Consider the following 26,708-nt stretch of genomic DNA (forward strand, 5'->3'; position numbering starts at 1 on the left):
CTTGTATGATCAACAGTAACGAAATAATTGATGATATAGCCAATAAGGAGTACGAGTTTGGCTTTACCACCGATATTGAAATGGATATTGCCCCTCCCGGGCTGAATGAAGATATCATCCGTTTTATTTCGGCAAAGAAAAATGAACCTGAATGGTTGCTGGAATGGCGCTTGAAAGGCTTTGCAGCTTTTAAGAAGATGGAGTTCCCGAAATGGCAGCACTTTGAAATGCCGGCACTCGACCTGCAGGCCGTTTCTTACTATGCCGCACCGCGTAAGAAAAAACAGCTCAACAGCCTGGATGAAGTAGATCCTGAACTGCTGGCTACTTTCGAAAAGCTGGGTATTCCGTTGAATGAACAGAAAGCATTGACCGGGGTGGCCGTAGATGCCGTATTTGACAGCGTTTCCGTAGCTACTACCTTTAAAGGCAAGTTAAAGGAAATGGGTGTTATCTTCTGTTCCTTCGGAGAAGCTGTACAGGAACACCCTGAACTGGTGAAGAAATACCTGGGCAGCGTGGTACCTCATACCGACAATATTTTTGCTGCACTGAACTCCGCTGTATTCTCTGACGGTTCTTTCGTTTACATTCCCAAAGGCGTGCGTTGCCCGATGGAACTGAGCACCTACTTCCGTATCAATGCCCAGAACACCGGCCAGTTTGAACGTACCCTGATTATCGCAGATGATAACAGTTATGTAAGCTACCTGGAAGGTTGTACCGCCCCTATGCGTGATGAAAATCAGCTGCATGCGGCCGTGGTAGAGCTGGTAGCACTCGAACATGCTGAGATAAAATATTCTACCGTACAAAACTGGTATCCAGGTGATAAGGACGGTAAAGGCGGTATCTACAACTTTGTGACCAAAAGAGGAATCTGTAAAGGCGCTGCCAGCAAGATCTCGTGGACACAGGTAGAAACCGGTTCTGCGATTACCTGGAAGTATCCCAGCGTAATTCTGCAGGGCGATCACTCCGAAGGTGAATTCTATTCGGTAGCAGTGGTACGCAATAAGCAAATTGCAGATACCGGTACCAAAATTCACCATATAGGTAAAGGCACCAAAAGCCGTATCATTTCCAAAGGAATTTCCGCCGGCCATGGCGACAACAGCTATCGCGGTCTGGTATCTGTAGGGCCACGTGCGGATAACGCGCGTAACTTTACCCAGTGCGATTCCCTGCTGATTGGTAACCAATGCGGGTCTCATACATTCCCTTACATTGAGTCAAGGAACAAATCCGCCATGATTGAGCACGAAGCCACTACTTCTAAAATCGGGGAAGACCAGATCTTCTACCTGAATCAACGTGGTATTGACAGTGAAAAGGCAGTAGCCCTCATTGTAAATGGTTACGTGAAGGAAGTGCTCAACCAGCTGCCAATGGAATTTGCGGTAGAAGCACAAAAATTATTATCTATTACACTTGAAGGAAGCGTTGGATAATTCATTATTCAACTAATACATACAGAACGAAATAAAACAAACATGCTGACGATTAAAAATCTGCACGCAGAAGTAGAAGGGAAAAAAATTCTGAAGGGCATCAATCTCGAAATAAACAAAGGAGAAATGCACGCTATCATGGGACCTAACGGTTCCGGTAAAAGCTCACTGGCTTCTGTGCTGGCTGGTCGTGATAACTATACAGTGACCGAAGGTGAAGTTTGGTTCAATGGTAAGAATCTGCTGGACTTATCTCCGGAAGATCGCGCCCGTGAAGGTGTATTCCTTGCTTTCCAATACCCGGTAGAAATACCAGGTGTTTCCAACCTTAACTTCCTGAAAACAGCGCTGAACGAAATCAGGGCGTATAAAGGTCTCCCTGCGCTGGAAGCCAGAGAGTTCCTGAAACTGACCAAAGAAAAACAGCAGCTGGTAGATTTTCATTCCAACCTGATGAACCGTTCTCTGAACGAAGGCTTCAGCGGTGGAGAAAAGAAACGTAACGAAATTTTCCAACTGGCTATGCTGGATCCTCAGTTGGCTATTTTGGACGAAACAGATTCCGGATTGGACATTGATGCGCTGCGTATTGTTTCCAGTGGGGTAAACAAATTGCGCGATGCAGAAAAATCCTTTGTAGTGATTACCCACTACCAACGCCTGCTGGAGTATATCATACCCGACTTTGTACATGTACTGTACAATGGCCGTATCATCAAGACCGGTACCAAAGAACTGGCACTGGAGCTGGAAGAAAGAGGATACGACTGGCTGAAAGAGGAATTACATTTGAAAGAATCTGTATAAGAACGAATTTATGACAAGCGATATGATACTGCCATTTTACCAGGCTTTAACAGCCGATGTAACTGCATTAGCGGCGCAGGTAACTGTTCCGTCGACCGATGCGGTACAAAGCATCCGCCGGAAGGCGTTGGAGCGTTTTACAGCGATGGGTTTACCAACGCTGAAAACGGAAGCATGGCGCTATTCAAATATTCAGCGCTACCTAAAGGAATTTCCTTATGAGCTGCTGAACAATGCCGCTCCTGTAGCGCCAACAGTGGCACAACAGGCAGCTATTCCTGAGCTGGACTGCTACCGGGTAGTACTGGTAAATGGTCACCTGCAGGCAGATCAGTCTACCCTGCCGGAAGGTAAAGGCATCACCATAGGCGCTATGAGCGCTTATGCCGACGCCCCTGGTTTTGTCACCTACTTCAACCAGCAGCATCACCTGGAAACTGAATCCCTGGCCCAGCTAAATACCGCCCTCTTCGCAGATGGCCTCTATATTGAACTGGCCGCCAATACGGTGCTGGATAGACCTATCCACGTAATACACGTATACTCCTGTACAGCGCATTCCTTTATCCAGCCCCGCCACCTGTGGGTGCTGAACCGGAACGCTGCAGCAACGATTATAGAAAGTTCTGTACACCCGGAAACCACTGCTGTAGCTTTTGCCAACAGCGTGGTCGAAACCGTAGTACAGGAAAATGCTGAATTATGGCATTACTGCGTACAACAGGGAGAAGACAGCTTCCGTGAAGTTAGCACCACTGCTGCACAGCAATTTAAAGACAGCCGTTACCATCACTTCAGTGTTACCCTGCCTGGTACACCGTTTACCCGCAATAATACCAGCGTGGCACTGAATGGCAGTCATACCGAAACTAACCTGAACGGTTTATACATTACCAACAAGCATCAGCATGTAGACAACCATACCTTTATGGATCATATCATGCCGGATTGTAACAGTAATGAACTGTATAAAGGCGTGCTGCTGGACGATTCCAACGGCGTATTTACCGGTAAGATCCTGGTACACCAGGAAGCACAGAAAACCAATGCCTTCCAGCAAAATAATAACCTGTTGCTGGGCAGCAAAGCGGATATCAATTCCCAGCCACAGCTGGAAATTTATGCCGACGATGTAAAGTGCAGCCATGGTTTTACTGCCGGTCAATTCAGCGAAGAGTCTATGTTTTACCTGCGCTCCCGTGGCATAGGTGAAGAGGCGGCCAAAGCGCTGATGGTAAATGCTTTCTCGCACGATATTACCGATGCGATACATGTACCGGCCCTGCAGCATTTCCTGCAGGAGCAGATTGCGGAGATCATGAATAATTAAAATTAACGATGGAACATATTGCTAACATTACCACCGGCCTGGATATCGCACAGATAAGAAAGGATTTTCCTATCCTGCAGCAACAGGTGCATGGTAAGCCGCTGGTATATTTTGATAACGGCGCTACCACGCAGAAACCACAGGTTGTAATAGATGCGGAAGCACGCTATTACGAGGAATATAACAGCAATGTGCACCGGGGAGTACACCACCTGAGCCAGGTGGCAACGGATGCATATGAAAAGGCCCGTCACATTGTGGCCGGTTATATCAATGCCGCCCATTCCCATGAAATCATCTTCACCAAAGGCACTACCGATGGCATCAACCTGGTAGCCAACACTATGAGCCGCCGTTTCCTGAAAGCAGGCGACAGCGTGATCATCTCTTCCATGGAACACCATAGTAATATTGTGCCCTGGCAGATTGCCTGTGAAGAGACCGGCGCTATCCTGAAGGTAATACCGATTACAGAAAAAGGGGAACTGCGGATGGATGTGTATGAAGGCATGCTGGACGACACCGTGAAGATGGTGGCTGTTACGTATGTTTCCAATACCCTGGGTACCGTAAACCCGGTACAGGACATCATTGCGCTGGCGCATGCCCGGAATATACCCGTACTCATAGATGCCGCCCAGGCTATTCAGCATATTAGTATTGATGTGCAGGCCCTACAGCCGGATTTCCTGGTATTTTCGGGGCATAAAATTTACGGGCCTACCGGTACCGGTGTATTATACGGCACCACGGAATGGCTAAATAAACTACCTCCCTACCAGGGTGGTGGCGATATGATCAAGACCGTTACTTTTGCTAAAACTATTTACAACGAACTGCCTTATAAATTTGAGGCAGGTACCCCGAATATTGCTGGTTCCATCGCATTGGGTACGGCAATCGAATACCTGCAGCAGATTGGTCTCCCTGAAATTCAACAGCGGGAAGAAGCGCTGATGACTTACGCCCTGCAGGAGCTGCGTAAAATAGATGGTATCCGTTTCATTGGCGATGCCAAAAACAGAAGTGGCGTTATTTCCTTCCTGGTACATAATATTCACCCGTTTGATATGGGAGAATTACTGGATCAGCAGGGAATAGCGGTGAGAACCGGCCACCACTGTACGGAACCATTGATGGACCTGTTCCAGGTACCGGGTACCGTAAGGGCATCACTGACATTTTATAACACCAAGGAGGAAATAGACAAACTGGTAGCCGGTGTTAAAAGAGCCGCTTCCATGCTTTTGTAAATGAGCATATATGACGATTCAGGAAATACAGGAAGAAATAATATCCGATTTTTCGGTGATGGGCAGCTGGGAGGATAAATATGAATATATTATCCAGCTGGGTAAAGAGTTACCACTCATTGCAGAAGAATATAAAACACCGGATAACCTGATTAAGGGCTGTCAATCCAGGGTATGGCTGCACACGGAGCTGAAAGACGGGAAATTGTTTTTCACCGGCGACAGTGACGCGGTGATCACCAAGGGACTGGTAAGTCTGATGATTTATGTGCTTTCCGGTCATACACCACAGGAGATTGCCGCTGCGGATATTTATTTCATCGATGCCATTGGTTTAAGCAGTCATCTCTCCCCTACCCGCTCCAACGGGTTACTGAGTATGCTGAAACAAATGAAGCTGTATTCGATCGCTTACCAGGCTAAAATTAACCAGCAATGAGTGAAGCACCTATTAGTGAAGCAACATTAAGAGAACAGATAGAAGCCCAGCTGAAAACGGTATATGATCCGGAAATCCCGGTCAATATTTGGGAACTGGGACTGGTATACGAAGTAAAGATCAAGGCCAATAACCGCGTAGGTATAGATATGACATTGACCGCGCCTGGTTGCCCGGTAGCGGGGGATATCATCCGGGAGGTAGATGAGAAGGTAAGAAATATAGCAGGCGTGTCTGATGTAGATGTACATCTCACCTTTGATCCACCGTGGACCCGGGATATGATGAGCGAGGAAGCCAAGCTGGAGCTGGGATTTTTATAAGAGAAAGAAATTTCGTGATATTAAAACCAAATACCAAATACACTGCGTAGTGTTATTTGATATTTGGTTTTTTATTTTACTTAATTCTTTAATTTGTGGCTTAAATCGTTAATCCATTGAACCTATCCGACGAACAAGTGCTGGCCATGGCGCCTGATGATTCCTCCCGTAAAGCGGGGAAAGACCTGGCCAATCCGGCTAAATGGGCGAGTAAGTGCGTTGGCGAACAGGCGTTATGGGGCGAGTGCCAGGGCAGCGGCAGTAAACCTTACCAGACGCAGATAGATACGGGCAACATGGCATTTAAGTGCAGTTGTCCCAGTCGTAAATTTCCCTGTAAACATGGTTTAGGGTTGTTGCTCCTTTATTCCCGGCAGCCTAGTTCTTTTGACACCCAGACACCGCCTGCCTGGGTGAGCGATTGGCTGGCCAAACGCGCGGAGCGGGACGAGAAAAAAACGGCAGTACCCACAGCAGAAAAAACAACGGATACAGCGGCCCAGGCCAAACGGTTGCAGGCCCGTCAACAAAAGGTTGCCGATGGTACCGATGAATTGCTTCGCTGGATCAAGCACCTGGTACGCAATGGCATACTGGATCTTCCCGAAAAAGATTTTTCCTTCTTCGAAAATATGATCCGCCGCATGGTGGATGCCCAGGCCCCCGGCCTGGCCGCCATGATGCGGGAGCTGGCAGATATCAGCTATTTCCATGATGGCTGGCAAACCGTTTTCCTGCACCAGCTACTGCGTATTTATCTCGTTATCCAGGGCTACCGGCACCAGGATCAACTGCCAGCTGCACTGCAGCAGGATTTGCGCACGCTGATTGGCTTTTCTCAATCACAGGAAGAGCTGAAAGCGCAGACCGGGATCATCGATACCTGGCAGGTATTGGGAAAACAAACCAGCGAAGAAGACAAGCTGGTAATAGAACGGTACTGGCTATACGGGATTAATTCCAGACGCAGTGCCCTGATCCTGCAATTTTTTGTCCGCGGCCAACAGGCGGCTGCTACCTCACTAACACCCGGCACCTGCCTAAAGGCAGAACTGGTGTATTACCCTTCCGCAGCACCACTGCGGGCATTGATCAAGCAACAAATCCAACTACCGATGAATCATACCTTCCAGGGCCTGGAAGGCTGGAAGGAAGTGGTGCAAACGCAAACCAATATGGGAAGCGTATTTCCCCTCTATAACGACCAGGTATATACGATAACGGCCCTCACGCCGGTATGGTACCAGGAACAATGGTGGCTGCAGGATGGCCGGCAACAGCTGATGCCCATAAGAAAAGGGTTTCCGCATATCTGGAAATTGCTGGCCTTCAGCGGCGGCGCCCCTCTGCCCATGGCCGTAACCGGTCGCGAAAAACAGTACGAACCCCTGGGAGTCTGGCATGAACAGGAATACAAAATATTATAATGGAGCATTGGAACAATATCATTAATACCGTGTTGTTGGGCACCGCCAAAAAACCGGTGGACAAGCAGGGCTTAACGGGCCCACTGGAACAGGCGGCCGACAGTATACTGGGCAATCCCGCGCTGGACCGGGAAGATCAGTTCCTGCACCTGGCGTCGGTGATTTATAACTACCGGCAGTGCGGCACGCAGCCGATTACGGCCAATGTTCCGCCTACGCCCGTTGCGCCGCCGGAAACGAAACGTTATTGTACCCCCGCCGCGGTAAGGGTGCTACAATCTGTACTGGAAACCGACAGCACACAGCTGGTACAGCTCTGGCTGGAATACTGTACCGGCGCCAATTTGCTGTTGCCTCCGGCACAGCTTCCAGTGATGCTCGACAAAGCATGGAAAAACAAATCGCTGCGGGTACTCACGGCGGCGGCCGGCGGATACCGGGCTGAATGGCTGGGACAATTTAATCCCGACTGGAACTTCTCCCGGGTGGCAGATACCATCGAAGAAAGATGGCAGAACGGCGCTACCGCTCAACGGGTGGAGGCGTTAAAAGAACTACGTATAGCCGACCCCGTATTGGCCCGTACCTGGTTACAACAATCATGGGCGAAGGAAAGCGCTACTGTAAAAACAGCGTTGCTGGAAGTGCTGGAACAACCCATTGATCCGGATGATGTTCCCTGGCTGGAATCGCTCAGCGGCGAAAAAAGCAAGCAAGTAAAAGAAGCGTTGATACACCTGCTGAAAAAACAACCATCCTCTTCCTTACAAGCGCAGTACTGGCAGGTGGTATCGGAAGCGGTACAGCTTCGTCCGGATGGTACCGTGGACGTGATGGCGCCCATTATTAAAGATGACAGCATTTTTCAAAGTGGGATAGAAAAGCTCAGCAACAATAAAAAAATATCGGACGACTGGCACCTTCTGCTCCAGTTGATCGGCCTTATACATCCTGCTCAATGGGAAATCCATTTCGGCAAAACAACAGCGGAAATAATGCAGCTGTTTCAACAACAGGCCGCATTGCAAATCTTTATTCCGTCTCTTGTACAGGCCATCGTATGGTTTGAAGAACAGCAACGCGCTATGACGTTTATACAACACAGTGAGGTGTTTTATATCGACCTGATTCCCTTGTTGCCGGTAGAGCAGCAACAACTGCTCAGTGAAAAATATTTCGATGAGCAGCCGGAAACGATCATCAAATATGCGGCCGACAGTCCGGAAGAGTGGAGTATGCCATTATGCACCCGCATTATGCGGTATGCCGCCACACAACCATATACATATAACCAGCTATTCATGAATAATGTGGTCCGACAGATACCAGTGGCCATAGCAGGCAAACTGGACGACATCAATGCTACCGAAACTTATCATACCGGCTACTGGAACAATATCAAAGCTCACCTGGCCAGGCTGTTGCACGCCAAAAGCCTGATTAATACCCTTTAACAACAACGCTTAACAAACATACCATGTCAGACATTTTACGCTATCACGCAGAACAACTCTTCGCGGAAGAACTGGAAGAACTCCGGAAACAGGATACCGGGAAACGCCCTCATAACTGGCTGTTAGCCCCCCAGTCTGTAGTAACCTACCTGGTAGGCGGAAAATTGGAGAACGGATTTGAAGTAACACCTAAATATATTGGCAGTAAGCGCCTTATGGAAATAGCCGTGGCTACACTGGCTACCGACCGCGCCTTATTGCTATACGGTTTGCCCGGCACCGCCAAAAGCTGGGTGAGTGAACACCTCGCCGCTGCTATCAGTGGCGATTCCACCATGATCATACAGGGTACGGCTGGCACCAGCGAAGAAAGTATCCGCTATGGCTGGAACTATGCCCGCCTGCTGGCAGAAGGACCTTCCCGTAATGCGCTGGTGGAAACACCAGTGATGCGGGCCATGCAGGATGGAAAAATTGCCCGCATAGAAGAGCTGACCCGTATCGGAGCAGATGTGCAGGATACCCTCATCACTATCCTGTCGGAAAAAACGTTGCCGGTTCCGGAACTGAACACTGAAGTACAGGCCAATAAAGGCTTTAATGTGATTGCCACCGCCAACAACCGCGATAAGGGAGTAAATGAATTATCCAGCGCCCTAAAACGTAGGTTTAATACCGTTATACTCCCTGTACCGGATTCTATGGAAGAAGAAATAGATATTGTAAGGAGGCGGGTGGAAAGCTTTGAGAAGACCATGGATCTTCCTGCAGAGAAACCTGCTTTGGAAGAAATACGCCGTATCGTGACCATTTTCCGGGAGCTGCGCAACGGCGTAACACTGGATGGCAAAACAAAATTAAAATCCCCCGGCAGTACGCTCAGCACCGCAGAAGCTATTTCTGTTGTAAACAATGGACTGACATTGGCCGCCTACTTTGGCGACGGCACGCTCAATGCCGCAGATCTCGCCGCAGGTGTGATCGGCGCTGTGGTGAAAGACCCGGTACAAGATAAACTGGTATGGCAGGAATATCTTGAAACCGTTGTGAAAACGCGGGAAGACTGGAAAGATGTGTACCGCGCCTGCAGGGATCTGGCGTAAAAAGCTGAAAGCTAAAAGCTAAAAGCAGAAAGCACCGGCTGTAATGAAACAAATCTATAAACAAGTCAAAAGCTTTATGCTTTTAGCTTTTAGCTTTTAGCTTTTAGCTTTCTGCCTGCTGCTTCCTTCATTACTTAACGATCTAACATAGACATATGTCTGTACATATTTTAGGTATCCGGCATCACGGGCCTGGTTCTGCCAGGAACGTGAAAGCATTCCTGGAGGAATTGCAACCGGATATTGTGCTGATAGAGGGACCTCCTGAAGCCGATGCACTGCTGTCGTGGGCAGGACATGATGACTTACAGCCGCCGGTAGCCATCCTGGCCTGGCAACCGGATAATCCCCGGAAAGCCTGTTTCTATCCATTTGCCACTTTTTCACCCGAATGGCAGGCCATGCTGTATGCAAAAGAACATCGCATCCATGCCCGGTTTATGGATCTGCCGCTGGCACATGTATTCGGACTGGAAAATGAGGCGGCGGTGAAAGCGGCAGCTAATGAAGAAGGGCCTGCACAAGAAGATGATATTATACGAGCTAACGGGGATGAAAAAACACGGCTGAACAGTGCCCGTCAATCTTTCTTCTCAACCAGGCAGCATCTTCGCCAGGATAGCCAGGCTGCAACGGATGGCGAGGTAATCTCTTTCCCCGTGAGGCAGGATCCCATATCCCACCTGGCGGCGGCCGCAGGTTACGATGATGGAGAAAGATGGTGGGAACATATGTTTGAATACCGGCAGCAGCAGGAACAGGTATTTGAGGCGGTAAATGATGCCATGCAGGCGCTCCGGGAAGAGTTGCCCCAGCGGGATAACCAGGTAGAACAACTGCGGGAAGCCTGGATGCGGAAATGTATCCGTGCTGCAGAAAAGGAAATGTTCCAGCGGATAGCCGTCATCTGCGGCGCCTGGCACGGACCTGCGCTGCAAAATATGCCTAAGCAAAAAGAAGACAACGATCTGTTGAAAGGCTTACCCAAAGCCAAAGTGGCTACCACCTGGATACCATGGACCTATAACCGTTTGAGTTATGAAAGCGGTTATGGTGCAGGCATTCCTTCCCCTGGCTGGTATGAACACATATGGGAACATCCCACCGATGATGGTACCCGTTGGATGGCCCTGGTGGCGAAACTCTTCAGGGAACAACAACAGGATACTTCGGTGGCGCATGTAATGGAAGCAGTACGGCTGGCCAATGCGCTGGCAGCGCTGCGCCAATATTCCCGTCCGGGACTGGAAGAGCTGAACGAGGCTACATTGAGCGTGCTTTGTAACGGGGAATCAGTGCTGATGCAACTGATCAGGGATCAACTGATCATACGCGACCGCATTGGTAGCGTGCCCCACGAAGTGCCGGCTCCTCCTTTGCAATCAGATATTGCGCAATGGCAGAAGAAACTGCGGCTACCGCAAACGGCTGATTTCAAAGATTATCAACTCGACCTGCGTAAGGAAAATGACCTGGAACGCAGTATATTCCTGCACCGGCTACAACTATTGGAAATCCGTTGGGGAACCAGGCACGAGGTGTCGGGCAAGGGCACTTTTAAAGAGCAGTGGCGCCTGCAATGGGATCCCTCCTACTCTATTGACATTATTGAAAAAGGGAGTTGGGGAAATACGGTAGCCGAGGCGGCTTCCAACTATGTGATAGATACAGCCAATCATACGGGCACTTTACAGCAGGTATGCCAAATGCTGGAATCGGCCATACCGGCCGAACTACCGGCTGTGGTAGACGTGCTGATACATCGTATCAACAACCTCGCGGCCACCTCCGCAGATGTGTTGCAACTAATGCAGGTGATTCCCCCATTGGTGAATATCAGCAAATTTGGGAACGTACGTAAAACAGATGCCGAGCTGGTGAATGGTATTATTGAGAGCATGATAGACCGTATCTGCATCAGTTTACCCCCCGCCAGCACTTCCATTACAGAAGATGCGGCGCTGGCCTTACTGGAGCTCTTCTATGGTATGAACGATGCCATCGGGTTACTGCAACACGCGGCGCTGACCGGTTCCTGGCATAATACCTTACAGACAATTACCGGTAATCGCCAGTCCGCCCCCATGATAGCCGGCTATGCTACCCGCCTGTTGTTTGATGCCGGGATATTAAGGGGCGAACCTTTACTGCAGGGCTTCAGTGTGGCGATGTCGGTGGCCAATCCACCGGCGGTAGCCGCTTCCTGGCTGGAAGGCTTCCTCAAAGGCAGCGGCACCTTGCTGCTACTGGACGAATCGCTCTGGGGAATGGTGTACAGCTGGGTTTCTCAACTGGAAAATGATATTTTCATCCAGGTATTGCCGTTATTACGCCGCACCTTTTCTAACTTTACAGCCCCGGAAAGAAAAAAACTGGGCGCTAAAGTGAAACGGGGAGGTAGTGAAACCGCCATTAAAATAGTGGCAACAGGAGAAACGGATGCAGCCCGGGGGGAACAGGGCATACGGGTGATAATGCAAATGCTGGGATTGGTTGACTCAAAATTGTTAGCAGATGGAGCATGAAGAACAGGTTCGCAGATGGCGGTTGGTGTTGGGAGGAACAGAAAATGACGGCACCGCTTATTCGTTGAATAAAACGGATCTGCAAATCGACAAAACACTGGAAGCACTGTACGACAGTACGAAGCGGGGCGGCCTTGGCCCGTCGTCGCCCAATGTAAGCCGTTGGCTGGGGGATATACGGAACTACTTCCCTTCCTCCGTAGTACAGGTAATGCAACAGGATGCACTAAAACGCCTGAACCTTACCCAAATGCTCTTTGAAAAAGAGATGCTGGAGAACGTAGAAACAGATGTACACCTGGTAGCGACCCTGATGACACTCAGCCGGGTAATACCGGAGAAAACCAAGGATACTGCCAGGCTAGTGGTAAAAAAAGTGGTGGATGAACTGATGAAAAAACTGGCGCAACCCACTCAACAGGCCATTAATGGCAGCTTGAACAGGAGTACGCGCAACAATCGCCCTCGCCATCATGAAATCAACTGGCACCTGACGATACAGAAAAACCTGCGGCATTACCAGTCTGATTATAAAACAATTATCCCGGAAACATTGATAGGCTACGGCCGGAGGCGTTCTGCGCTGAAAGAAGTAGTATTGTGCCTGGATCAAAGTGGTTCCATGGGAACATCTGTGGTATATTCCGGTATCTTTGGCGCTGTTATGGCCTCCATCCCGGCGTTGAAAACACAGATGGTAGTATTTGACACCGCGGTGGCAGACCTCACAGAAGAGCTAAACGACCCCGTAGACCTGCTCTTTGGCGTGCAGCTGGGCGGTGGTACCGATATCAATGCAGCGCTAAAATATTGCAGCCAGATCATTTCCCGCCCTACCGATACGGTATTGGTACTGGTAACCGACCTGATGGAAGGCGGCGATGAAATGGGCATGAGGAAACGCTTTGTTGAGCTGCATGCGGCCGGTATGCAGGTGATCGTTTTGCTGGCGCTAAACGATGAAGGAGCTCCTGGTTATGACCAGGAAAATGCGCAGTTCCTCGCAGGACTGGGCATCCCGGTGTTTGCCTGCTCTCCGGACCAATTCCCGGATATGATGGCCATGGCGCTCAGTAAACAAGATGTGGCGCAATGGGCCGCAAAAGAAAATATTGTGCTGAAAAAATAATTGAATCTATCTATACCCTTATGCCGTACAAAAAGGAAACGATACTACCTCTGCTTGAAAAACTGAACTTGACTAACTATGAAAACAATGAACCTTTGCGGTCCGGGGTAGATTTCCTTACAGGTGTAACCTTTCAGCCACCCATCTTCACAGATGAACATGCGGATACACCCGGATTATTTATTACACTATTGCAGGTACCAGAGCTATGGGATGATAACGACCGGCTGGTATTGCAACTTATTTCTGCCCCCAATACCTGGGCCAGGTGCCAGGACCGGTTCCTGCGCACAATTGTACCCATGATGGACATGCCGGGTACTTCTTCGTCTATTGTACTGCGATTCAGTTATTTTACCAGCTTCCTGCAACAGCGGGGCTATACGCCGGAAGAGATAGGCTCCCGCCTGATCAGCTACTCCGGCGATGGACACAACTTTGACCTGTCGCCACTGAAGTTTACGCCACTGCGTAAGTTTTTACAGGACCTGATGAAGAGTGCAGCACCTTATGTGGTAAATGCATATCTCCATACCTGGAGAGACAGACCCTGGAACTCCCTGTTTTATCGCCTGTTGGCAAAAGCCCATCCTGAAAGGGAAATGGAATACCTGGAAAACAGGTTGCTGCGTGGCGATACGCTGGCAGACCGGTATGAACTCAGCCGGGTATTGCTGCAAAATAACGTACAGAAATATGCCGACCTGGTGGCCCGTGTCACGGGAACATTCACAGCAGACCAACAATATGCCCCTGCCTTATTGGGCTACCACCTGTTGGCGGCCCAGTTGCCGGAGCAATATGTGCCGGTGTTGAAAAAAGCCGCGTACGATTTCCTGGAAGCGCCTCATAGCCACATAGCAACACCGGCTCATAACGGTATGCCGCCGCCAGTAGTGCTGGCCATAAAAGACTTGTTGAAATACGACCAGCCTGCGGTGCTCTCCTACCTGGGCGATTATCTTAACAGCAAACGCTATATGCACCCTGATACCTTCCAGGTACTGGCGGATGAGCTGAAAGAAAATGCGGTCAGCCTGTTGCTGCAGGCGCTGGACAACGATTATGATGCCAGGGTGGTACTGCCCGCATTGAGCCAGTTGCCCGTGTCGTTATACATGGACAAACTCTGGCCGTTTACCTTGCACAAATTAAAATCTGTTCGTTCGCTCGTAGCCGTTATCCTGGCCGAACACCCACAGGCATTGGAAAGAGCGGGTGAATTACTGGAACATAAAAAAGCGGATCAACGCCTCACAGCTGTGCAAATCCTGTGCAGGTTAAATAATACCTATGCAAGAACACTACTGCAAGAGGCGGTGCAGAAAGAAATAAATGATGATGCCCGCGACCTGATGTTGGAAACATTAAATTATCCAACCATTGAAGACGGCGACGATCTTACGGTAGTAACCCGGTTGGTAGCTTACGCCAAAAAACGGCATAAACTTTCCCGGCCAGCAGAGAAGTGGCTGGATGACACTTCCCTGCCATTATTATATTTGCTGGATGGTCAGGCGATGAGCATCGAAATGATGCGTTTCCTGCTATACCGTATGTCGCGGGTAAGGGAAGTACGTGCTGATATGGAAGTGAAGCCCCTCTTGCGTTTAATAGACCGTTCCCGCAGCGGGGAATTTGCATCCGCTTTATTTCAGCAGTACCAGCAACAGGGTGGCGATGCCAGCATCCGGTACCTGCTGATCGTAGCGGCGATGCTGGGCGATGATCAACTGGTGGAAAAGCTCAAGGGCGCCATGCATTTCTGGATAGAGTCCAAGCGTTTCAAAATGGCGGAACACGGCATTGCTGCATTAGCCATGCAGGGCAGCGCCAATGCGCTACGCTTTGTGGAATTCCTTTCGCGCCGCTACCGTATCCGCAAATCTGCCGTAGGTGCGGCTGCATCGGCAACCTTGCAAAGCACCGCTACTGAACTGGGCATCAGTATTCATGAACTGGGAGATCGTATTGCCCCCGATTTCGGTTTTGCCGGCATGGTTAAATACGTGGAAATAAACAATGAGACCTGGCGCGTATTTATCGACAACCACTTCAAACCTGGCTATCTCAACGAAAATAATCGCCGCTTCAAATCTATACCTACCGGTACTTCCAGCGAAATGAGAGAATCATTTAAACTGCTGGCAAAAGAAATTGGCGATGCGGTAAAATCGCAGTCGCAGCGACTGGAGTATTTCCTGGTGATACAAAGAAAATGGAGCAGCCACGCATGGCGGCAACTGTTCCTGGGCAACCCGTTAATGTTTGTATTTGCCAAACGGTTGCTGTGGGGATTATTTGATGAGCAGGACCAGCTGATTACGCCATTCTACTGCCAGGACAATATGGCCCTGCTTACAGCAGTAGATACAGAGATTACGCTACTCGAAAATACCAGTATACGCATCCTGCATCCCCTGATGCTGGATACGGCCACTTTACAACAGTGGAAGCATAAATTTGCAGAACGCGGTATTGAACCGGTTTTTCCTCAACTGGACAGGCCGGTAAGCGCCTTGTTGCCACAACAAGCATATACCACGCTGGTGCATGACTTTGAGGATATATCTATGGAAAGCGGGATATGGCATGCCCATATGGAACAAAAAGGTTGGAAACTGAGCGAGGGCAGCGATAGTAAATTTATGTATGCCTGGCACAAAACAGATGACGTACACCACCTGGAAGTGATCCTGGAGATGAGCAGTGTTTCAGCTGCCGACCATTTCCAGTCTAAGCTGGGCAAGCTGTATTTTATTGATAAAACCAAGGCATCGCAGCCTTGGTTCCGCAGTACAGATAAAGAAGCTGCTGACTGCCTGCTGCTGCTGAAAAACGTGCCGCCGGTATTTTATTCAGAAGCGATCACGGACATTACGGTGTCCCGTGGGCAGGCGTAGTTTTAAATCACGGAATTTTATTTGTATTTTATCACGGTTAATCAAGTGAACAATTAAAATTGCTGTATGTCAAAACTACGTTCCACGCTGGCAGGCGCGCTCCTGCTGTTGCTATCGGCACGCACCACTCCGGGGCATGCCATTAATATTATTCCACAGCCGTCGGAAGTAAAAACCTTAACCGGCACCTTTACATTGTCCGGCGCCACTGCCATCATTGTTGGCAAGAGCGCCGGCGAGGCCAACCTCCTGGCACAGGCGCTACAGGAGAGTTATAGTCTGGCACTCCCGCTGAAGCCCAGCGCAAAAAACAATTACATCCGCCTTACCCTCAATCCTTCCCTTAAAAAAGAGTTGGGAGAAGAAGGCTACCAGTTGCAGGTAAGCCCTGATCACGTGGACATTACCGCTGCCACTAATACCGGTATTTTCTATGGTACCCAATCGCTGCGCCAACTCATCGCCACCAGCGGTAACGTACATACGATAAATGCCGTTGCCATTAAAGACAAGCCACGCTTTGGCTGGAGAGCTTTTATGCTGGACGAAGGCCGTTATTTCAAAGGCGGAGAAACCGTTAAGCGCCTATTGGATGAAATGGCCTTGTTGAAGATGAATGTATTTCACTGGCACCTGACGGATGACCAGGGCTGGCGTATAGAAATCAAAAAGTATCCATTGCTGACACAGGTGGGAGGCAAACGCGACTCTACACAGATAGGCACCTGGAACAGTAAAGTATTTGACGGCAAAGTCCATGAAGGCTATTATACCCAAGAGCAGATCAGAGAAATTATCAAATACGCGGCCGACCGGCATATTACGGTGGTACCGGAAATAGAAATGCCGGGCCATTCCAGCGCCGCCATTGCCGCCTATCCCTGGTTGGGCACCACCCACCAGGCCATCAAAGTACCCACCTCCTTCGGCGTGCACTACGATGTTTTCAACGTATCTGACCCCAAAGTGATTGCCTTCCTGCAGGATGTATTACAGGAAGTGATTACCTTATTCCCCTCTAAAGTCATTCATATTGGTAGCGACGAGGTAAGATACGATCAATGGAAGGCAGATCCTGGTGTGAATGCCTATATGAAAGCACATCATCTCAGTTCCCCGGCCGACCTGCAAATAGCCTTTACCAACAGCATTTCCAATTACCTGGCGGGAAAAAATCGCAGGATGACGGGCTGGAATGAAATCATGGGCAGCAAACTGCATGAATATACCGACAGCAAAGACAATACAGTAACCGAAAAGCTGGCGCCAGGAACTATTGTACAATTCTGGAAAGGCGACCTGAAACTGATCAACGACGCAGTGTCTAAAGGATATGATGTGGTGAACTCCTATCATGCACTCACCTACCTGGACTACAGTTACCAGGATATCTCGTTGGAAAAGGCGTATAATTTCGATCCTATTCCTGCCGGATTAGATCCTAAATACCATGCGCAGATACTGGGTACCGGTTGCCAGATGTGGGGAGAATGGATACCCGATGTAAAATCTATGAATCGCCAGGTATTTCCGCGATTGGCTGCCTATGCCGAAGATGGCTGGAGCCAGACAGCCAATAAAAATTTCACCCAGTTTCAGCAGGCGTTACAGTACTTCTATACCCGCTGGGACAAAGCAGCTATTGGTTATAACAAATAGAGCGGAAAGCCTAAAGCAGAAAGCAAAAAGCTATTGCAGCGATTGACCAATGCGATTTATGAATATTCGCTAATATCATTTGCTACAATAGCTTTTTGCTTTCTGCTTTAAGCATTCCGCTTCCTACGGCTGTTGTACCATTCTAATCGTATCCTGTAGCCGCTTTGGATAATATAACAACATGCCTTTTGTATTGGCGGTACGTGCTTCCGGGTCATCTGGTTTGTATACCGGGAAACTACGTACCAGCCTGTCTCCTTTTATATAAAAAGTGTCTTCTCCTCTGTAGGAGGGCAGCTCCATAGTATCGATAGCATCGGTATTGATGCTGGTTATTTTATTGCCCAGGTTATAAGCATATATTTTCCCATAATGGCCCGAGCCTCCTGACAAGGTGGAGCAATAAATTTCCGGTTTGCCATCTTTATCCAGGTCCGCTATCATCAGGTCTTTCAGCGTTCCTTTGATATCACGTTCCATTACGCTGTCTTGCCGGGTGGAGTCCTTTTTATCAGTGACGATGAGCACCAGGTTTCTGATGTTGGTAGTCCCTTCTGTGCGGACCCTGATATGATACCCTTCATAGGTGGTATCTTTCGCTGCCGTCTTTTCTTCTTCCGGCGCATTCCCCTCGGGGGCGGCGTTGGCGGAATCATGCTCTGCCCGCTCCTTTTTGTTTTGCAGGGGGCTGTTACAGGAAAAAAGAACAACCAATATCATGAAGCCCATTGTTATTTTGCTGTACATCATCCTTGTTTTTTGTGTTTCTGAGCTTTGGTGTCTTTACTGTTGTGAGTCATGTCATTCCCTTTAAACTCCTGTTCTTCATTCTTACGGCTATCGAGATGGTCCCTGATCTCCGGCTTGGGTAAATGGGGCTGTTTGTTTCGCTGGTTGTTGGCGCTATTCACGTTCTTCATAGCAAATAGATTTAAAGTAAACAATATCCTATGCGACACAAAAGCAGTGCCCTACTCCTTTTCCCGGCTATGGGGTGTTTGTGGGAATAATCGTGTTACCCGTGTTCCACTGATTGACGGGCAATATCCACAGTTAACAGCGGTGGCAGGGTTAGCTGAAATAAAGTATAACTTAAATATGTTCAATTGATTAGCTCAAACCGGAAGGTATTTGGCAAGATATCTGTCTACACTTTCATGAACAAAAAATACTAGCATTATGAAAAACCTGCCTGCCACTATTGGCCTTGTCGTAATACTGATGCTGCTCTTTTTCTTTAAGGGAAATCCTGACTATGCAGCACAGGCCGCTCCGATAGCAACTAACGGTAGCGTTATTTCCGAAGACGCTCTGCGTCAGTCGGTGGATACCATGCCTAAAAAGCATCACCCTGAAAAGAAGGATTGGAAGAAAAAAGGAAAAGGAATGGGAAAGGATACAACCTGGAGACCCAAGAAAGATAGCGTTCAATAAGAATAAGTAAGATAGATGGTTATCGTACAGTACTCCTGGCCCTTTGCCAGGAGTATTTTATTTTTCCAGGGTACCGAATAAGCCGTTTTTATAGTCTGCTATTGCCTGGTCCGCTTCCTCTGCCGTATTCATCACGAAGTTGTCTTTTGCGGCTACCGGTTCATTGATAGGTTCGGCGCAGAGATATAACAGGCGGGTATCCTCAGCAGCGGTAATATGTATATCGCGGGCCGCATCTTCCTTATCAAACACTACCAGGTGATACCCGGTAACCTCCGTTCCGTTTACATTTATTTTCCCATCTATCACGTATAATAAAGTCCAATAGCCCGATGTTGCTGTTAATGTTACTTCGCTACGGGCATCTACCTTTCCCCAGATAGCTGTAATGGGTGTATAGTTTTTCAGGGGGCCCTTTTTGCCTTCGTAGTCGCCACCCACCAGCGTAAGGTGTACGCCTTCCTTTACCGCCACGGCGGGCATTTCCGAGCCTTTAATGTATTGGTACCAGGGATTCTCGCCCTTGTTGGCGGCGGGTACGTTAAACCATAGTTGTAACAGTTCATAGTTACCGCCCTTTTCCAGAAATTCGGGAGAGGGACCTTCACTGTGGAGGATGCCTTTACCGGCAAACATCCACTGTACGTCCCCTCCGGTCACCGTCATAGCATTGCCGGCATTATCGCGGTGGAAGCCTTGGCCCTGCAGCATAAAGGTAACCGGGGCAAAACCGCGGTGTGGATGCGGATGCAGCCTGTCTTCCGGCGATCCCGGGGCAAAATATTTTACCGGCATATGATGTACGACGATAAACGGGCTGGCAAACCGGAATTGCATAGTAGGCAGCGATTGCCTGACAACTTCGGTATCGGTAATGTGTTTTTCACGTCCTTCCAGCACGTGTAGTATCTTCTTCTCCATAAAAACTATTTTAACGGATCAGTTTCAATCTTGCTTTTTCCACTGAACTACGGAACATCTTGAGGATCAGCACTTCGTAGTTTTCGATTATGATCACTTCTCCCTCACGGGGGATATTACCATGTATGTAATTGATTAAACCGGAAAGTGTTTCATAATGTTCACTTTCAGGGAGCGGGTAAGGCAGCAGCTCGTTGATATCGGCCAGGTATTCGTGTGCGTTAACGATAAAGTTATCATCTTTTTGCTCCACGATAGGCGCCTCATGGTCGTGTTCATCCTGGATATCTCCTACCAGTTCTTCCAGGATATCCTCCATGGTTACAATCCCTTCCGTGTCGCCAAATTCGTTGGTTACAACAGCCATCTGCAGGCGTTGTAGCTGGAAAGTACGCAGGAGGTCTTTGATTTTCATGCTGTCCGGTACATAAAATACTGGCTTCATGATATCTTTAATGTTGACCAGCGTTTTCTCATGCATGCCTTTTACCACATCTTTGGTATATACCACGCCCTGGAGGTGATCGAGGGAGTTACTGTAAACTGGGTAACGGGAATAGCCATCACGGATGACCTGGTCTATCAGCTCAGCCAGCGGCAGGTTAATGTCGAGCGCGGAAATATCTTTGCGGTGAGTAAGGATTTCCTTAACCCGGCTGTCATCGAATTCAAATACGTTCTGGATCAGCTCCCGTTCTGTTTCTTCGATAGCGCCTCCCTCCTGGCTTTCAGAGATAATCAGCTTCAGCTCTTCTTCGGAATGAATTTCAGACTCTCCCGCCGGGGTAATGCCGATCAGGCGGAGGATACTATTGGCTAAGCCGTTGAGCATCCATATAAAAGGACGGAAAATGACGAACAGCGCTCTTAACGGAACGGCTACCACCAGCGTGGTGGGTAATGGCTTACGGATGGCCATTGACTTAGGGGCCAGTTCTCCGAAAACGATATGTAAGATGGTGATAATAGTGAAGGCGATAGCTACTGCAATCACATGTACGGCAGATTCGGCGATATGGATACCCAGTTTATCCATTACCGTGAGTACGATGGTAGTCATCACGGACTCGCCCACCCAGCCCAGCCCCAGGGAAGCCAGGGTGATGCCCAGCTGGGTAGCTGCCAGGTACCCGTCCAGGTTACTTAAAATACTTTTGGCCGCTGCGGTGGTTCTCTTGCCTGCGCCGCCTTTACTGGCGATCTGGGAAGAGCGTACTTTGACAATGGCAAATTCCGCCGCTACAAAGAATCCGTTTAAAAGCACTAATATAATGGTCCAGAAAAGTTGCCAAAGCATGTAGTTCGTAAATTGGTTCGCAACCCCAAATATAGGTAAATCAATTTTTATACGTTGTTGCTATTTTATGAATAACTTCTTTATTGATGATCCGGGGAGGTATTTTTTTTCAAATAGTCTACTTATTTCATAGAGTTTATGTATTTTGTGGTGAATTAAGGCAGGCATATCATAAAAAATGGAGAAAGATACTACTACCCTGGTTGCCCCTGCAGCCAATATCATAGCGGAATCGAAGGCGGTAGCGCCAAAAGAAAACGGCATCAATACCGAAAACAGTACGCTGAGAAAACAGCGCTGGATATACGGATTGGCCGGATTACTGCTCCTGGTAACGGGATTGGGCATTGCCTGGTGGCAGTCGCCCGACTTTCGCGTGTATGTAGAAGATGTCCCTCCTACTTTCTATTATTTCCTCATAGCCGGGTTTATTTTTGCCATGATTGATGGCGCCATCGGCATGTCGTATGGCATTACGTCAACTACCTTTTCGCTGTCGATGGGGATACCGCCGGCATCGGCCAGTACGGCGGTGCATATTTCGGAGATCCTGAGTTGTGGTATTGCCGGCTGGATGCACCTGAGGATGGGAAATATCAACAAAAAGCTCTTTAAACTCCTGATATTACCGGGCATTGCCGGTGCGGTGATCGGGGCTTACCTGTTGTCGTCGCTCGAACATTATGCACAGTATACCAAACCCCTGGTATCCTTATATACCCTGATCCTCGGAACCGTAATCCTGAAACGGGCTATTCAGGCGCAACGCAGAAAGGTAGTGACTAACAAGATAAAACGTATTGGTTTCCTGGGATTTGGTGGCGGATTTATAGACGCTATTGGCGGCGGAGGCTGGGGTTCTATCGTATTATCCTCGCTCATTGCCGGTGGCAGGCATCCCCGCTTTTCTTTAGGCACGGTAAAGGCTACCCGCTTTTTCATTGCCATGCTCAGTTCCCTCACATTTGTTACTGTGCTTTCGCACGTACACTGGGATGCCGTACTGGGTCTCGTATTGGGCAGCGCCATTGCTTCTCCCATTGCAGCCCGCGTATCCAATAAAATTTCCGCTAAAACCATTATGGTAGCCGTGGCAGTGATTGTGATCCTGGTGAGTATGAAGAGCATTTATACCTTTCTGGGAAAAATCATATAGCCCTCCCCGTTAATTAATTGGCTGGTTAACTGTTAATGTAATGGGTTTATCCATTTCATATTCCACCCATACTTTAATCGTTACCGCTTCTCTATCGCTCAGCGGGCGTTCAGGCAGGAATTTAGGAGGCACATTCACGTGGATTTCTGCGGTCCGGTCTTCAAACACGTAGTTATTGTTATTCAACTTTTTGGTGAAATAGCCGATGAGCTGCACGGTAGTGCTATCGTTATGCAACCGCCGGGCATTACGCATCACCTCTCCCACAGTATAGGTCTTATCCTGTACCAGGGCAAAGGGAAGCAACAAACCCAACAACCAGCTTTTCATAGTACTAAAATTAGTATTCAATTTTCATTAAACAATAATCAGCCCTGATTGTTCACGGATCGATTACATTTGGTTAACTTGTACTCTATAAACTTCAGGCATGGGATTTTTTAAGACGTACCGCAGCATGTTTACGCTGCTGGCCGGCATTATAGCAGGCAGTATCGCAGGGCTCATATTCGGTGAAAAAGTTGTTGTAATAAAGCCCATCGCCGACATATTCCTGAACCTTTTATTTACTGCTATTATACCACTGGTATTTTTCTGTATTGCCAGTGCCATTGCTCATATTGAAGCTGGTAATAAGCTGGGGCGTATATTGGGCGTAATGTCGCTGGTATTCCTGTCAACCATTCTTTTCTCTGCATTCTTAACCATAGTAGCGGTATGGATTTTCCCGATACATCAGCAGGTAACGCTGAGTCATGATATTAACCTGGAGCAGCCGGGCAACTGGGGCGACCAGGTCGTTAAACTCCTTACTGTAAATGAGTTTTACGAGATACTGTCCCGCAAAAATATGTTGCCGTTTATTATTTTTTCGGGTATCACCGGCCTGGCAGCTATGCGCGCAGGTGAGCGTGGTAAAGCATTCCGGCAGTTTCTGCATTCCGGCAACGAGGTGATGAAAGATGTGCTCATTGTGATCATGCGGCTTGGCCCCGTTGGTTTAGGCGCTTACTTCGCTTACCAGGTGGGCACTGTAGGCCCAAAATTGTTTGGTACCTACGCACATTCCCTGGGTATCTATTATGGCTTCGGCACCTTGTATTTCCTTGTTGGCTTCACCTTATATGCCTTCATTGCTGGTGGCATGCCGGGCATCCGCATCTTCTGGAAAAACAACATTATACCCACGCTTACCGCAGTGGGTACCGGTAGCAGCATTGCTACCATTCCCGCTAATCTCAATGCAGTAAAAGCGATGGGCGTACCCGAGGATATAGGCGGTGTGGTAGTCCCCCTGGGAGCCACCCTGCATAAAGATGGCTCCAGTATTTCTTCTATTATTAAGATGGCGGTTGTATTTGCCATGTTTGGCAAGAGCTTCGATGGGCCGGGCATTATCCTCATGGCGCTCGGTGTTACCGTTATTGCCAGCATTGTAGAAGGTGGTATTCCCAATGGCGGTTATATTGGGGAGATGCTGGTAATGAGCATCTATGGCTTCCCAATAGAGGCCTTGCCCCCACTGATGATTATTGGTACCCTTGTAGATCCGCTGGCCACTATTCTCAATGCCACAGGCGATAATGTAGCCGCTATGCTGACAGCGCGGTTTCTTCGCGGGCGATCGCCGGCAATTTCTTAAACGCCTGTTCCAGGTCGGCCAGCAGGTCGGCTGTTTCTTCCAGTCCTACCGACAACCGGATGAGGCTATCGCTCACACCCGCTGCTTTTCTCTTTTCAGCAGGAATAGATTTATGGGTCATGGCCGCAGGGTGACAGACCAGGCTCTTAATACCACCCAGGCTTTCCGCCAGCTTGAAGTAATGTGTACCCGTTACGAAAGCGGTAGCTGCCCCGGAGGTATCGTCTTTGAGCGTAAAAGAAATGATTCCTCCAAATCCTTTGCTTTGCTGCTTTGCCAGTTCATGCCCCGGATGCGATGGCAGCCCCGGGTAAAATACTTTCTCTACGGCAGGATGTTGCTCCAGGTATTCAGCCAATGCCTGTGCGTTGATGCCATGCTGTTTGATGCGCAGTGGCAGGGTTTCTATGCCCCTGATCAGGAGGAAGCTGTCGAACGGCGAAAGAATAGCGCCACAGGCATTTTGGTAAAACTTAATTTCTTCGCCCAATTGCGGCGTTTTTGAGATGACTACGCCTGCGATTAAGTCACTATGGCCGCCGAGGTATTTGGTAGCGCTGTGTATGACCAGGTCTGCGCCCAATTGCAACGGCTTTTGCAGTATGGGGGAAGCAAAGGTATTATCTACGCAAAACAGGCAGTTATGCGCTTTGGCAATACGTCCTATCGCTGCAATGTCGGAAATCTTCAGCGTTGGGTTGGTGGGCGTTTCCAGCCAGATGAGGCGGGTGGCCGGCGTAATGGCATTGAATACGGCCTGTGTATCGGAAGTATCTACATATTTTACTTTGATACCAAATTTTTCATATACCTTATGAAAGAGGCGGAAAGCGCCGCCATAAATATCGTCTACTGCTACAATTTCATCGCCGGACTTTAGCAGTTTAATCACTGCATCTATGGCGGCGAGCCCACTGGCAAAGGCAGAGGCAGCGGCGCCCCCTTCAAGTTGAGCGATAATTTTTTCGGCTGCTTCCCTGGTAGGATTGTTAGACCGGGCATAGTCATAGCCCTTGTTAATGCCGGGTGCGTCCTGCACAAAAGTAGAGGTCTGATAGATAGGTACAGCAATAGCGCCTGTTTGCGGGTCTACCGGGATAGAATGAATCAGTTGGGTGATAGTGCTCATCTTCGTTTGATTTTTAGTTTGATGAAAAAATGATTAAACAGGTCCGGTTAAATGAGCATATCAAGAAGTGGTGGGTGGGCGCAAAAAAAAACTCACCTGGATGCCAGATGAGTTTTTACATTATATGATAATGCGATTAAAAACATGTAATCTGACTTATCTTTCCCGCTAAAAGCGTGGATGGATGCAGCACCTTTCCCGCTTTCGCGAGATGGTTGCTAAGGATTCGCAGGGCCATTTCCCTCCTCCTTTCTTGATAAGCTATTTAAAGAACTGGTGCAAAGATAGGGCAGAAAATTTAATTACCAAATTTATTTCCTACAAAATCAGTAGACTATTGTTTTGCCAGTGTTAAACGCATGCCTTCTTCGTAAGGTGTAGGTTTAACATGAAAGTGATTTTCAAATTTTGACGAATCCAATATATAGGGGTAGTTGTTCTGGTAAAGCATTTCCTTCATTTCCCGGATGGTGGGATCAAACAACCCGGAGATGGTGAGCATAAAGCCACCCAGCTTCATGTACCGGGGTTTTACGCCCATTTGTGCGGCAATCATCTGCATATAACCTTTACCGTCGGGTGCAGGATTGGCTGTAGGCAGGTGCCACACCTGGTTCCAGGAACTGTCATCCTGCGACAACAGGTAAAGTCCTTTGGCGGCATCCGGGGTAAAAGTATAAGTATGTGTGAGGGTATCTTTTCCCAACCACATAGCGGAGCTTTTACTTTTGAATTTGTCGATGATAAGGAGGTTGAGGAAGCCGGTTTTATCTGCGCCCGGACCGTAGAAATCTGCTGCCCTGGCAATGGTAGCGGTGATATTCCCTGCTTTTACTTCATTCATTAGTTGAGTGGCGATAGCCGCGCGTACCTGGCCTTTTTTACTGCTTGGCCGGTACGGTGTATCTTCTTTCATAGGGCCGTTTACTAACCCGTACGAGTATACGTTGTCGAAGAAGATCAGTTTAGCGCCGGTAGCTTTACAAGCTGCGATAACATTATTCATGATCCGGGGCCAGGCATCGGACCAGACCTTAGTGTCATATTTGAGCCCCGCTGTGAGGAATACGACGGCGCTTCCCTTCACGGCGTTGAGTGTTTGCGCCGCATCGGTGATATCTGCAGCTACCAGGTCGGTGATGCCGGCAATTGATTGTGGGGAGCGACTAACGAGGCGTACCCTTTTCTGGTTGCTGACCAGTGTGGTGGCCAGTTCATTAGCAATAATACCTCCTGCGCCGAGGATGGTATACAAAGGTGACTCAGACATAAATGATAATTGTAGATGTAAGTAAGACGAACAAGTGATTAAAATATTGCGTTCTC

The 26,708-nt window shown here is 48.6% G+C and carries 23 protein-coding genes and 1 riboswitch; of the genes, 16 read left to right on the forward strand and 7 right to left on the reverse strand.

What is annotated here, in order from left to right; all coding sequences use genetic code 11:
- The first annotated feature begins 5 nt into the window (after positions 1 to 5).
- The 13 genes from sufB (at position 6) to HGH90_RS01455 (ending at position 17,803) form a co-directional block, all read left to right on the forward strand.
- Positions 6 to 1,451 (forward strand): Fe-S cluster assembly protein SufB, encoded by a 1,446-nt coding sequence (gene sufB, locus HGH90_RS01395; RefSeq protein ID WP_145673542.1) that lies wholly within the window; start codon positions 6 to 8, stop codon positions 1,449 to 1,451.
- A 42-nt stretch (positions 1,452 to 1,493) separates the two neighbouring features.
- On the forward strand, positions 1,494 to 2,258 hold the full coding sequence (sufC, locus tag HGH90_RS01400; protein WP_168736515.1) for a Fe-S cluster assembly ATPase SufC: 765 nt from the start codon (positions 1,494 to 1,496) through the stop codon (positions 2,256 to 2,258).
- A 10-nt stretch (positions 2,259 to 2,268) separates the two neighbouring features.
- Entirely contained in the window at positions 2,269 to 3,588 is a 1,320-nt protein-coding gene (gene sufD / locus HGH90_RS01405) for a Fe-S cluster assembly protein SufD (protein WP_168765667.1), read from the forward strand.
- Between the two features lie 8 nt (positions 3,589 to 3,596).
- Positions 3,597 to 4,841, forward strand: a complete 1,245-nt coding sequence (locus HGH90_RS01410; protein WP_168765668.1) for an aminotransferase class V-fold PLP-dependent enzyme — start codon at positions 3,597 to 3,599, stop codon at positions 4,839 to 4,841.
- Between the two features lie 10 nt (positions 4,842 to 4,851).
- Positions 4,852 to 5,280: a SufE family protein gene (locus HGH90_RS01415; protein ID WP_145673549.1), complete on the forward strand. Its 429-nt coding sequence runs from the start codon at positions 4,852 to 4,854 to the stop codon at positions 5,278 to 5,280.
- 11 nt (positions 5,281 to 5,291) lie between these two features.
- The gene (locus tag HGH90_RS01420) at positions 5,292 to 5,603 is read left to right on the forward strand and encodes an iron-sulfur cluster assembly protein (RefSeq protein WP_168765762.1); all 312 of its coding nucleotides are present in this window, start codon (positions 5,292 to 5,294) and stop codon (positions 5,601 to 5,603) included.
- A gap of 116 nt (positions 5,604 to 5,719) precedes the next feature.
- Positions 5,720 to 7,030, forward strand: coding sequence for an SWIM zinc finger domain-containing protein (locus tag HGH90_RS01425; RefSeq protein ID WP_169190200.1), 1,311 nt, complete (start codon positions 5,720 to 5,722; stop codon positions 7,028 to 7,030).
- On the forward strand, positions 7,030 to 8,484 hold the full coding sequence (locus HGH90_RS01430; protein WP_168765670.1) for a DUF5691 domain-containing protein: 1,455 nt from the start codon (positions 7,030 to 7,032) through the stop codon (positions 8,482 to 8,484). The genes HGH90_RS01425 and HGH90_RS01430 overlap by 1 nt, the downstream gene beginning before the upstream one ends.
- Positions 8,485 to 8,507: 23 nt before the next feature.
- Positions 8,508 to 9,587 (forward strand): ATP-binding protein, encoded by a 1,080-nt coding sequence (locus HGH90_RS01435; protein WP_168765671.1) that lies wholly within the window; start codon positions 8,508 to 8,510, stop codon positions 9,585 to 9,587.
- Positions 9,588 to 9,742: 155 nt separating this feature from the next.
- On the forward strand, positions 9,743 to 12,112 hold the full coding sequence (locus tag HGH90_RS01440; RefSeq protein ID WP_169190201.1) for a DUF5682 family protein: 2,370 nt from the start codon (positions 9,743 to 9,745) through the stop codon (positions 12,110 to 12,112).
- A complete protein-coding gene (locus tag HGH90_RS01445; RefSeq protein ID WP_169190202.1) occupies positions 12,102 to 13,241 on the forward strand; it encodes a VWA domain-containing protein in 1,140 nt (379 codons plus the stop codon). Before HGH90_RS01440 ends, HGH90_RS01445 begins: the two co-directional genes overlap by 11 nt.
- A gap of 20 nt (positions 13,242 to 13,261) precedes the next feature.
- Positions 13,262 to 16,144 carry a DUF4132 domain-containing protein gene (locus HGH90_RS01450; RefSeq protein WP_168765674.1) on the forward strand — a complete coding sequence of 961 codons (2,883 nt, stop codon included), beginning with the start codon at positions 13,262 to 13,264 and terminating at the stop codon, positions 16,142 to 16,144.
- A gap of 66 nt (positions 16,145 to 16,210) precedes the next feature.
- A complete protein-coding gene (locus HGH90_RS01455; protein ID WP_169190203.1) occupies positions 16,211 to 17,803 on the forward strand; it encodes a beta-N-acetylhexosaminidase in 1,593 nt (530 codons plus the stop codon).
- A 123-nt stretch (positions 17,804 to 17,926) separates the two neighbouring features.
- On the opposite strand, the gene HGH90_RS01460 is transcribed toward HGH90_RS01455, so the two are convergent.
- Both HGH90_RS01460 and HGH90_RS01465 read right to left on the reverse strand, forming a co-directional pair.
- A complete protein-coding gene (locus tag HGH90_RS01460) occupies positions 17,927 to 18,523 on the reverse strand; it encodes a PliI family lysozyme inhibitor of I-type lysozyme (protein WP_168765676.1) in 597 nt (198 codons plus the stop codon).
- A 26-nt stretch (positions 18,524 to 18,549) separates the two neighbouring features.
- Positions 18,550 to 18,723, reverse strand: coding sequence for a hypothetical protein (locus tag HGH90_RS01465; RefSeq protein WP_168765677.1), 174 nt, complete (start codon positions 18,721 to 18,723; stop codon positions 18,550 to 18,552).
- Between the two features lie 259 nt (positions 18,724 to 18,982).
- Here HGH90_RS01465 and HGH90_RS01470 point away from each other — a divergent pair, with 259 nt between their 5' ends.
- A complete protein-coding gene (locus HGH90_RS01470) occupies positions 18,983 to 19,237 on the forward strand; it encodes a hypothetical protein (RefSeq protein WP_168765678.1) in 255 nt (84 codons plus the stop codon).
- A 57-nt stretch (positions 19,238 to 19,294) separates the two neighbouring features.
- Here HGH90_RS01470 and HGH90_RS01475 read toward each other — a convergent pair whose 3' ends face one another.
- Together HGH90_RS01475 and HGH90_RS01480 are read right to left on the reverse strand one after the other, a co-directional pair.
- The gene (locus HGH90_RS01475) at positions 19,295 to 20,158 is read right to left on the reverse strand and encodes a pirin family protein (RefSeq protein ID WP_168765679.1); all 864 of its coding nucleotides are present in this window, start codon (positions 20,156 to 20,158) and stop codon (positions 19,295 to 19,297) included.
- Positions 20,159 to 20,168: 10 nt separating this feature from the next.
- A complete protein-coding gene (locus HGH90_RS01480; RefSeq protein ID WP_168765680.1) occupies positions 20,169 to 21,455 on the reverse strand; it encodes a hemolysin family protein in 1,287 nt (428 codons plus the stop codon).
- Positions 21,456 to 21,633: 178 nt separating this feature from the next.
- Here HGH90_RS01480 and HGH90_RS01485 point away from each other — a divergent pair, with 178 nt between their 5' ends.
- Positions 21,634 to 22,611, forward strand: coding sequence for a sulfite exporter TauE/SafE family protein (locus HGH90_RS01485; RefSeq protein WP_169190204.1), 978 nt, complete (start codon positions 21,634 to 21,636; stop codon positions 22,609 to 22,611).
- A gap of 9 nt (positions 22,612 to 22,620) precedes the next feature.
- On the opposite strand, the gene HGH90_RS01490 is transcribed toward HGH90_RS01485, so the two are convergent.
- Positions 22,621 to 22,941, reverse strand: coding sequence for a NirD/YgiW/YdeI family stress tolerance protein (locus HGH90_RS01490; protein WP_145673573.1), 321 nt, complete (start codon positions 22,939 to 22,941; stop codon positions 22,621 to 22,623).
- A 100-nt stretch (positions 22,942 to 23,041) separates the two neighbouring features.
- Here HGH90_RS01490 and HGH90_RS01495 point away from each other — a divergent pair, with 100 nt between their 5' ends.
- Positions 23,042 to 24,253: a dicarboxylate/amino acid:cation symporter gene (locus HGH90_RS01495; protein ID WP_169190205.1), complete on the forward strand. Its 1,212-nt coding sequence runs from the start codon at positions 23,042 to 23,044 to the stop codon at positions 24,251 to 24,253.
- On the opposite strand, the gene HGH90_RS01500 is transcribed toward HGH90_RS01495, so the two are convergent.
- Positions 24,204 to 25,382, reverse strand: a complete 1,179-nt coding sequence (locus HGH90_RS01500) for a trans-sulfuration enzyme family protein (RefSeq protein ID WP_168765683.1) — start codon at positions 25,380 to 25,382, stop codon at positions 24,204 to 24,206. The genes HGH90_RS01495 and HGH90_RS01500 overlap by 50 nt on opposite strands.
- A gap of 153 nt (positions 25,383 to 25,535) precedes the next feature.
- Positions 25,536 to 25,645, reverse strand: a riboswitch (SAM riboswitch).
- Positions 25,646 to 25,716: 71 nt separating this feature from the next.
- Positions 25,717 to 26,652, reverse strand: coding sequence for an NAD-dependent epimerase/dehydratase family protein (locus HGH90_RS01505; RefSeq protein ID WP_168765684.1), 936 nt, complete (start codon positions 26,650 to 26,652; stop codon positions 25,717 to 25,719).
- Between the last annotated feature and the right edge of the window lie 56 nt (positions 26,653 to 26,708).

Source organism: Chitinophaga sp. Ak27, from assembly GCF_012726295.1.
GTDB lineage: Bacteria > Bacteroidota > Bacteroidia > Chitinophagales > Chitinophagaceae > Chitinophaga.

Excerpts from the sequence above, each read along its gene's own strand:
- HGH90_RS01470 (WP_168765678.1), top strand. The coding sequence starts at position 18,983 with ATGAAAAACCTGCCTGCCACTATTGGCCTTGTCGTAATACTGATGCTG.
- HGH90_RS01460 (WP_168765676.1), bottom strand. The coding sequence starts at position 18,523 with ATGATATTGGTTGTTCTTTTTTCCTGTAACAGCCCCCTGCAAAACAAA.
- HGH90_RS01435 (WP_168765671.1), top strand. The coding sequence starts at position 8,508 with ATGTCAGACATTTTACGCTATCACGCAGAACAACTCTTCGCGGAAGAA.
- sufD (WP_168765667.1), top strand. The coding sequence starts at position 2,269 with ATGACAAGCGATATGATACTGCCATTTTACCAGGCTTTAACAGCCGAT.
- sufC (WP_168736515.1), top strand. The coding sequence starts at position 1,494 with ATGCTGACGATTAAAAATCTGCACGCAGAAGTAGAAGGGAAAAAAATT.
- HGH90_RS01475 (WP_168765679.1), bottom strand. The coding sequence starts at position 20,158 with ATGGAGAAGAAGATACTACACGTGCTGGAAGGACGTGAAAAACACATT.
- HGH90_RS01485 (WP_169190204.1), top strand. The coding sequence starts at position 21,634 with ATGGAGAAAGATACTACTACCCTGGTTGCCCCTGCAGCCAATATCATA.
- HGH90_RS01455 (WP_169190203.1), top strand. The coding sequence starts at position 16,211 with ATGTCAAAACTACGTTCCACGCTGGCAGGCGCGCTCCTGCTGTTGCTA.
- HGH90_RS01440 (WP_169190201.1), top strand. The coding sequence starts at position 9,743 with ATGTCTGTACATATTTTAGGTATCCGGCATCACGGGCCTGGTTCTGCC.
- HGH90_RS01445 (WP_169190202.1), top strand. The coding sequence starts at position 12,102 with ATGGAGCATGAAGAACAGGTTCGCAGATGGCGGTTGGTGTTGGGAGGA.
- HGH90_RS01500 (WP_168765683.1), bottom strand. The coding sequence starts at position 25,382 with ATGAGCACTATCACCCAACTGATTCATTCTATCCCGGTAGACCCGCAA.
- HGH90_RS01490 (WP_145673573.1), bottom strand. The coding sequence starts at position 22,941 with ATGAAAAGCTGGTTGTTGGGTTTGTTGCTTCCCTTTGCCCTGGTACAG.
- HGH90_RS01505 (WP_168765684.1), bottom strand. The coding sequence starts at position 26,652 with ATGTCTGAGTCACCTTTGTATACCATCCTCGGCGCAGGAGGTATTATT.
- sufB (WP_145673542.1), top strand. The coding sequence starts at position 6 with ATGATCAACAGTAACGAAATAATTGATGATATAGCCAATAAGGAGTAC.
- HGH90_RS01410 (WP_168765668.1), top strand. The coding sequence starts at position 3,597 with ATGGAACATATTGCTAACATTACCACCGGCCTGGATATCGCACAGATA.
- HGH90_RS01495 (WP_169190205.1), top strand. The coding sequence starts at position 23,042 with ATGGGATTTTTTAAGACGTACCGCAGCATGTTTACGCTGCTGGCCGGC.
- HGH90_RS01480 (WP_168765680.1), bottom strand. The coding sequence starts at position 21,455 with ATGCTTTGGCAACTTTTCTGGACCATTATATTAGTGCTTTTAAACGGA.
- HGH90_RS01415 (WP_145673549.1), top strand. The coding sequence starts at position 4,852 with ATGACGATTCAGGAAATACAGGAAGAAATAATATCCGATTTTTCGGTG.
- HGH90_RS01430 (WP_168765670.1), top strand. The coding sequence starts at position 7,030 with ATGGAGCATTGGAACAATATCATTAATACCGTGTTGTTGGGCACCGCC.
- HGH90_RS01450 (WP_168765674.1), top strand. The coding sequence starts at position 13,262 with ATGCCGTACAAAAAGGAAACGATACTACCTCTGCTTGAAAAACTGAAC.
- HGH90_RS01465 (WP_168765677.1), bottom strand. The coding sequence starts at position 18,723 with ATGAAGAACGTGAATAGCGCCAACAACCAGCGAAACAAACAGCCCCAT.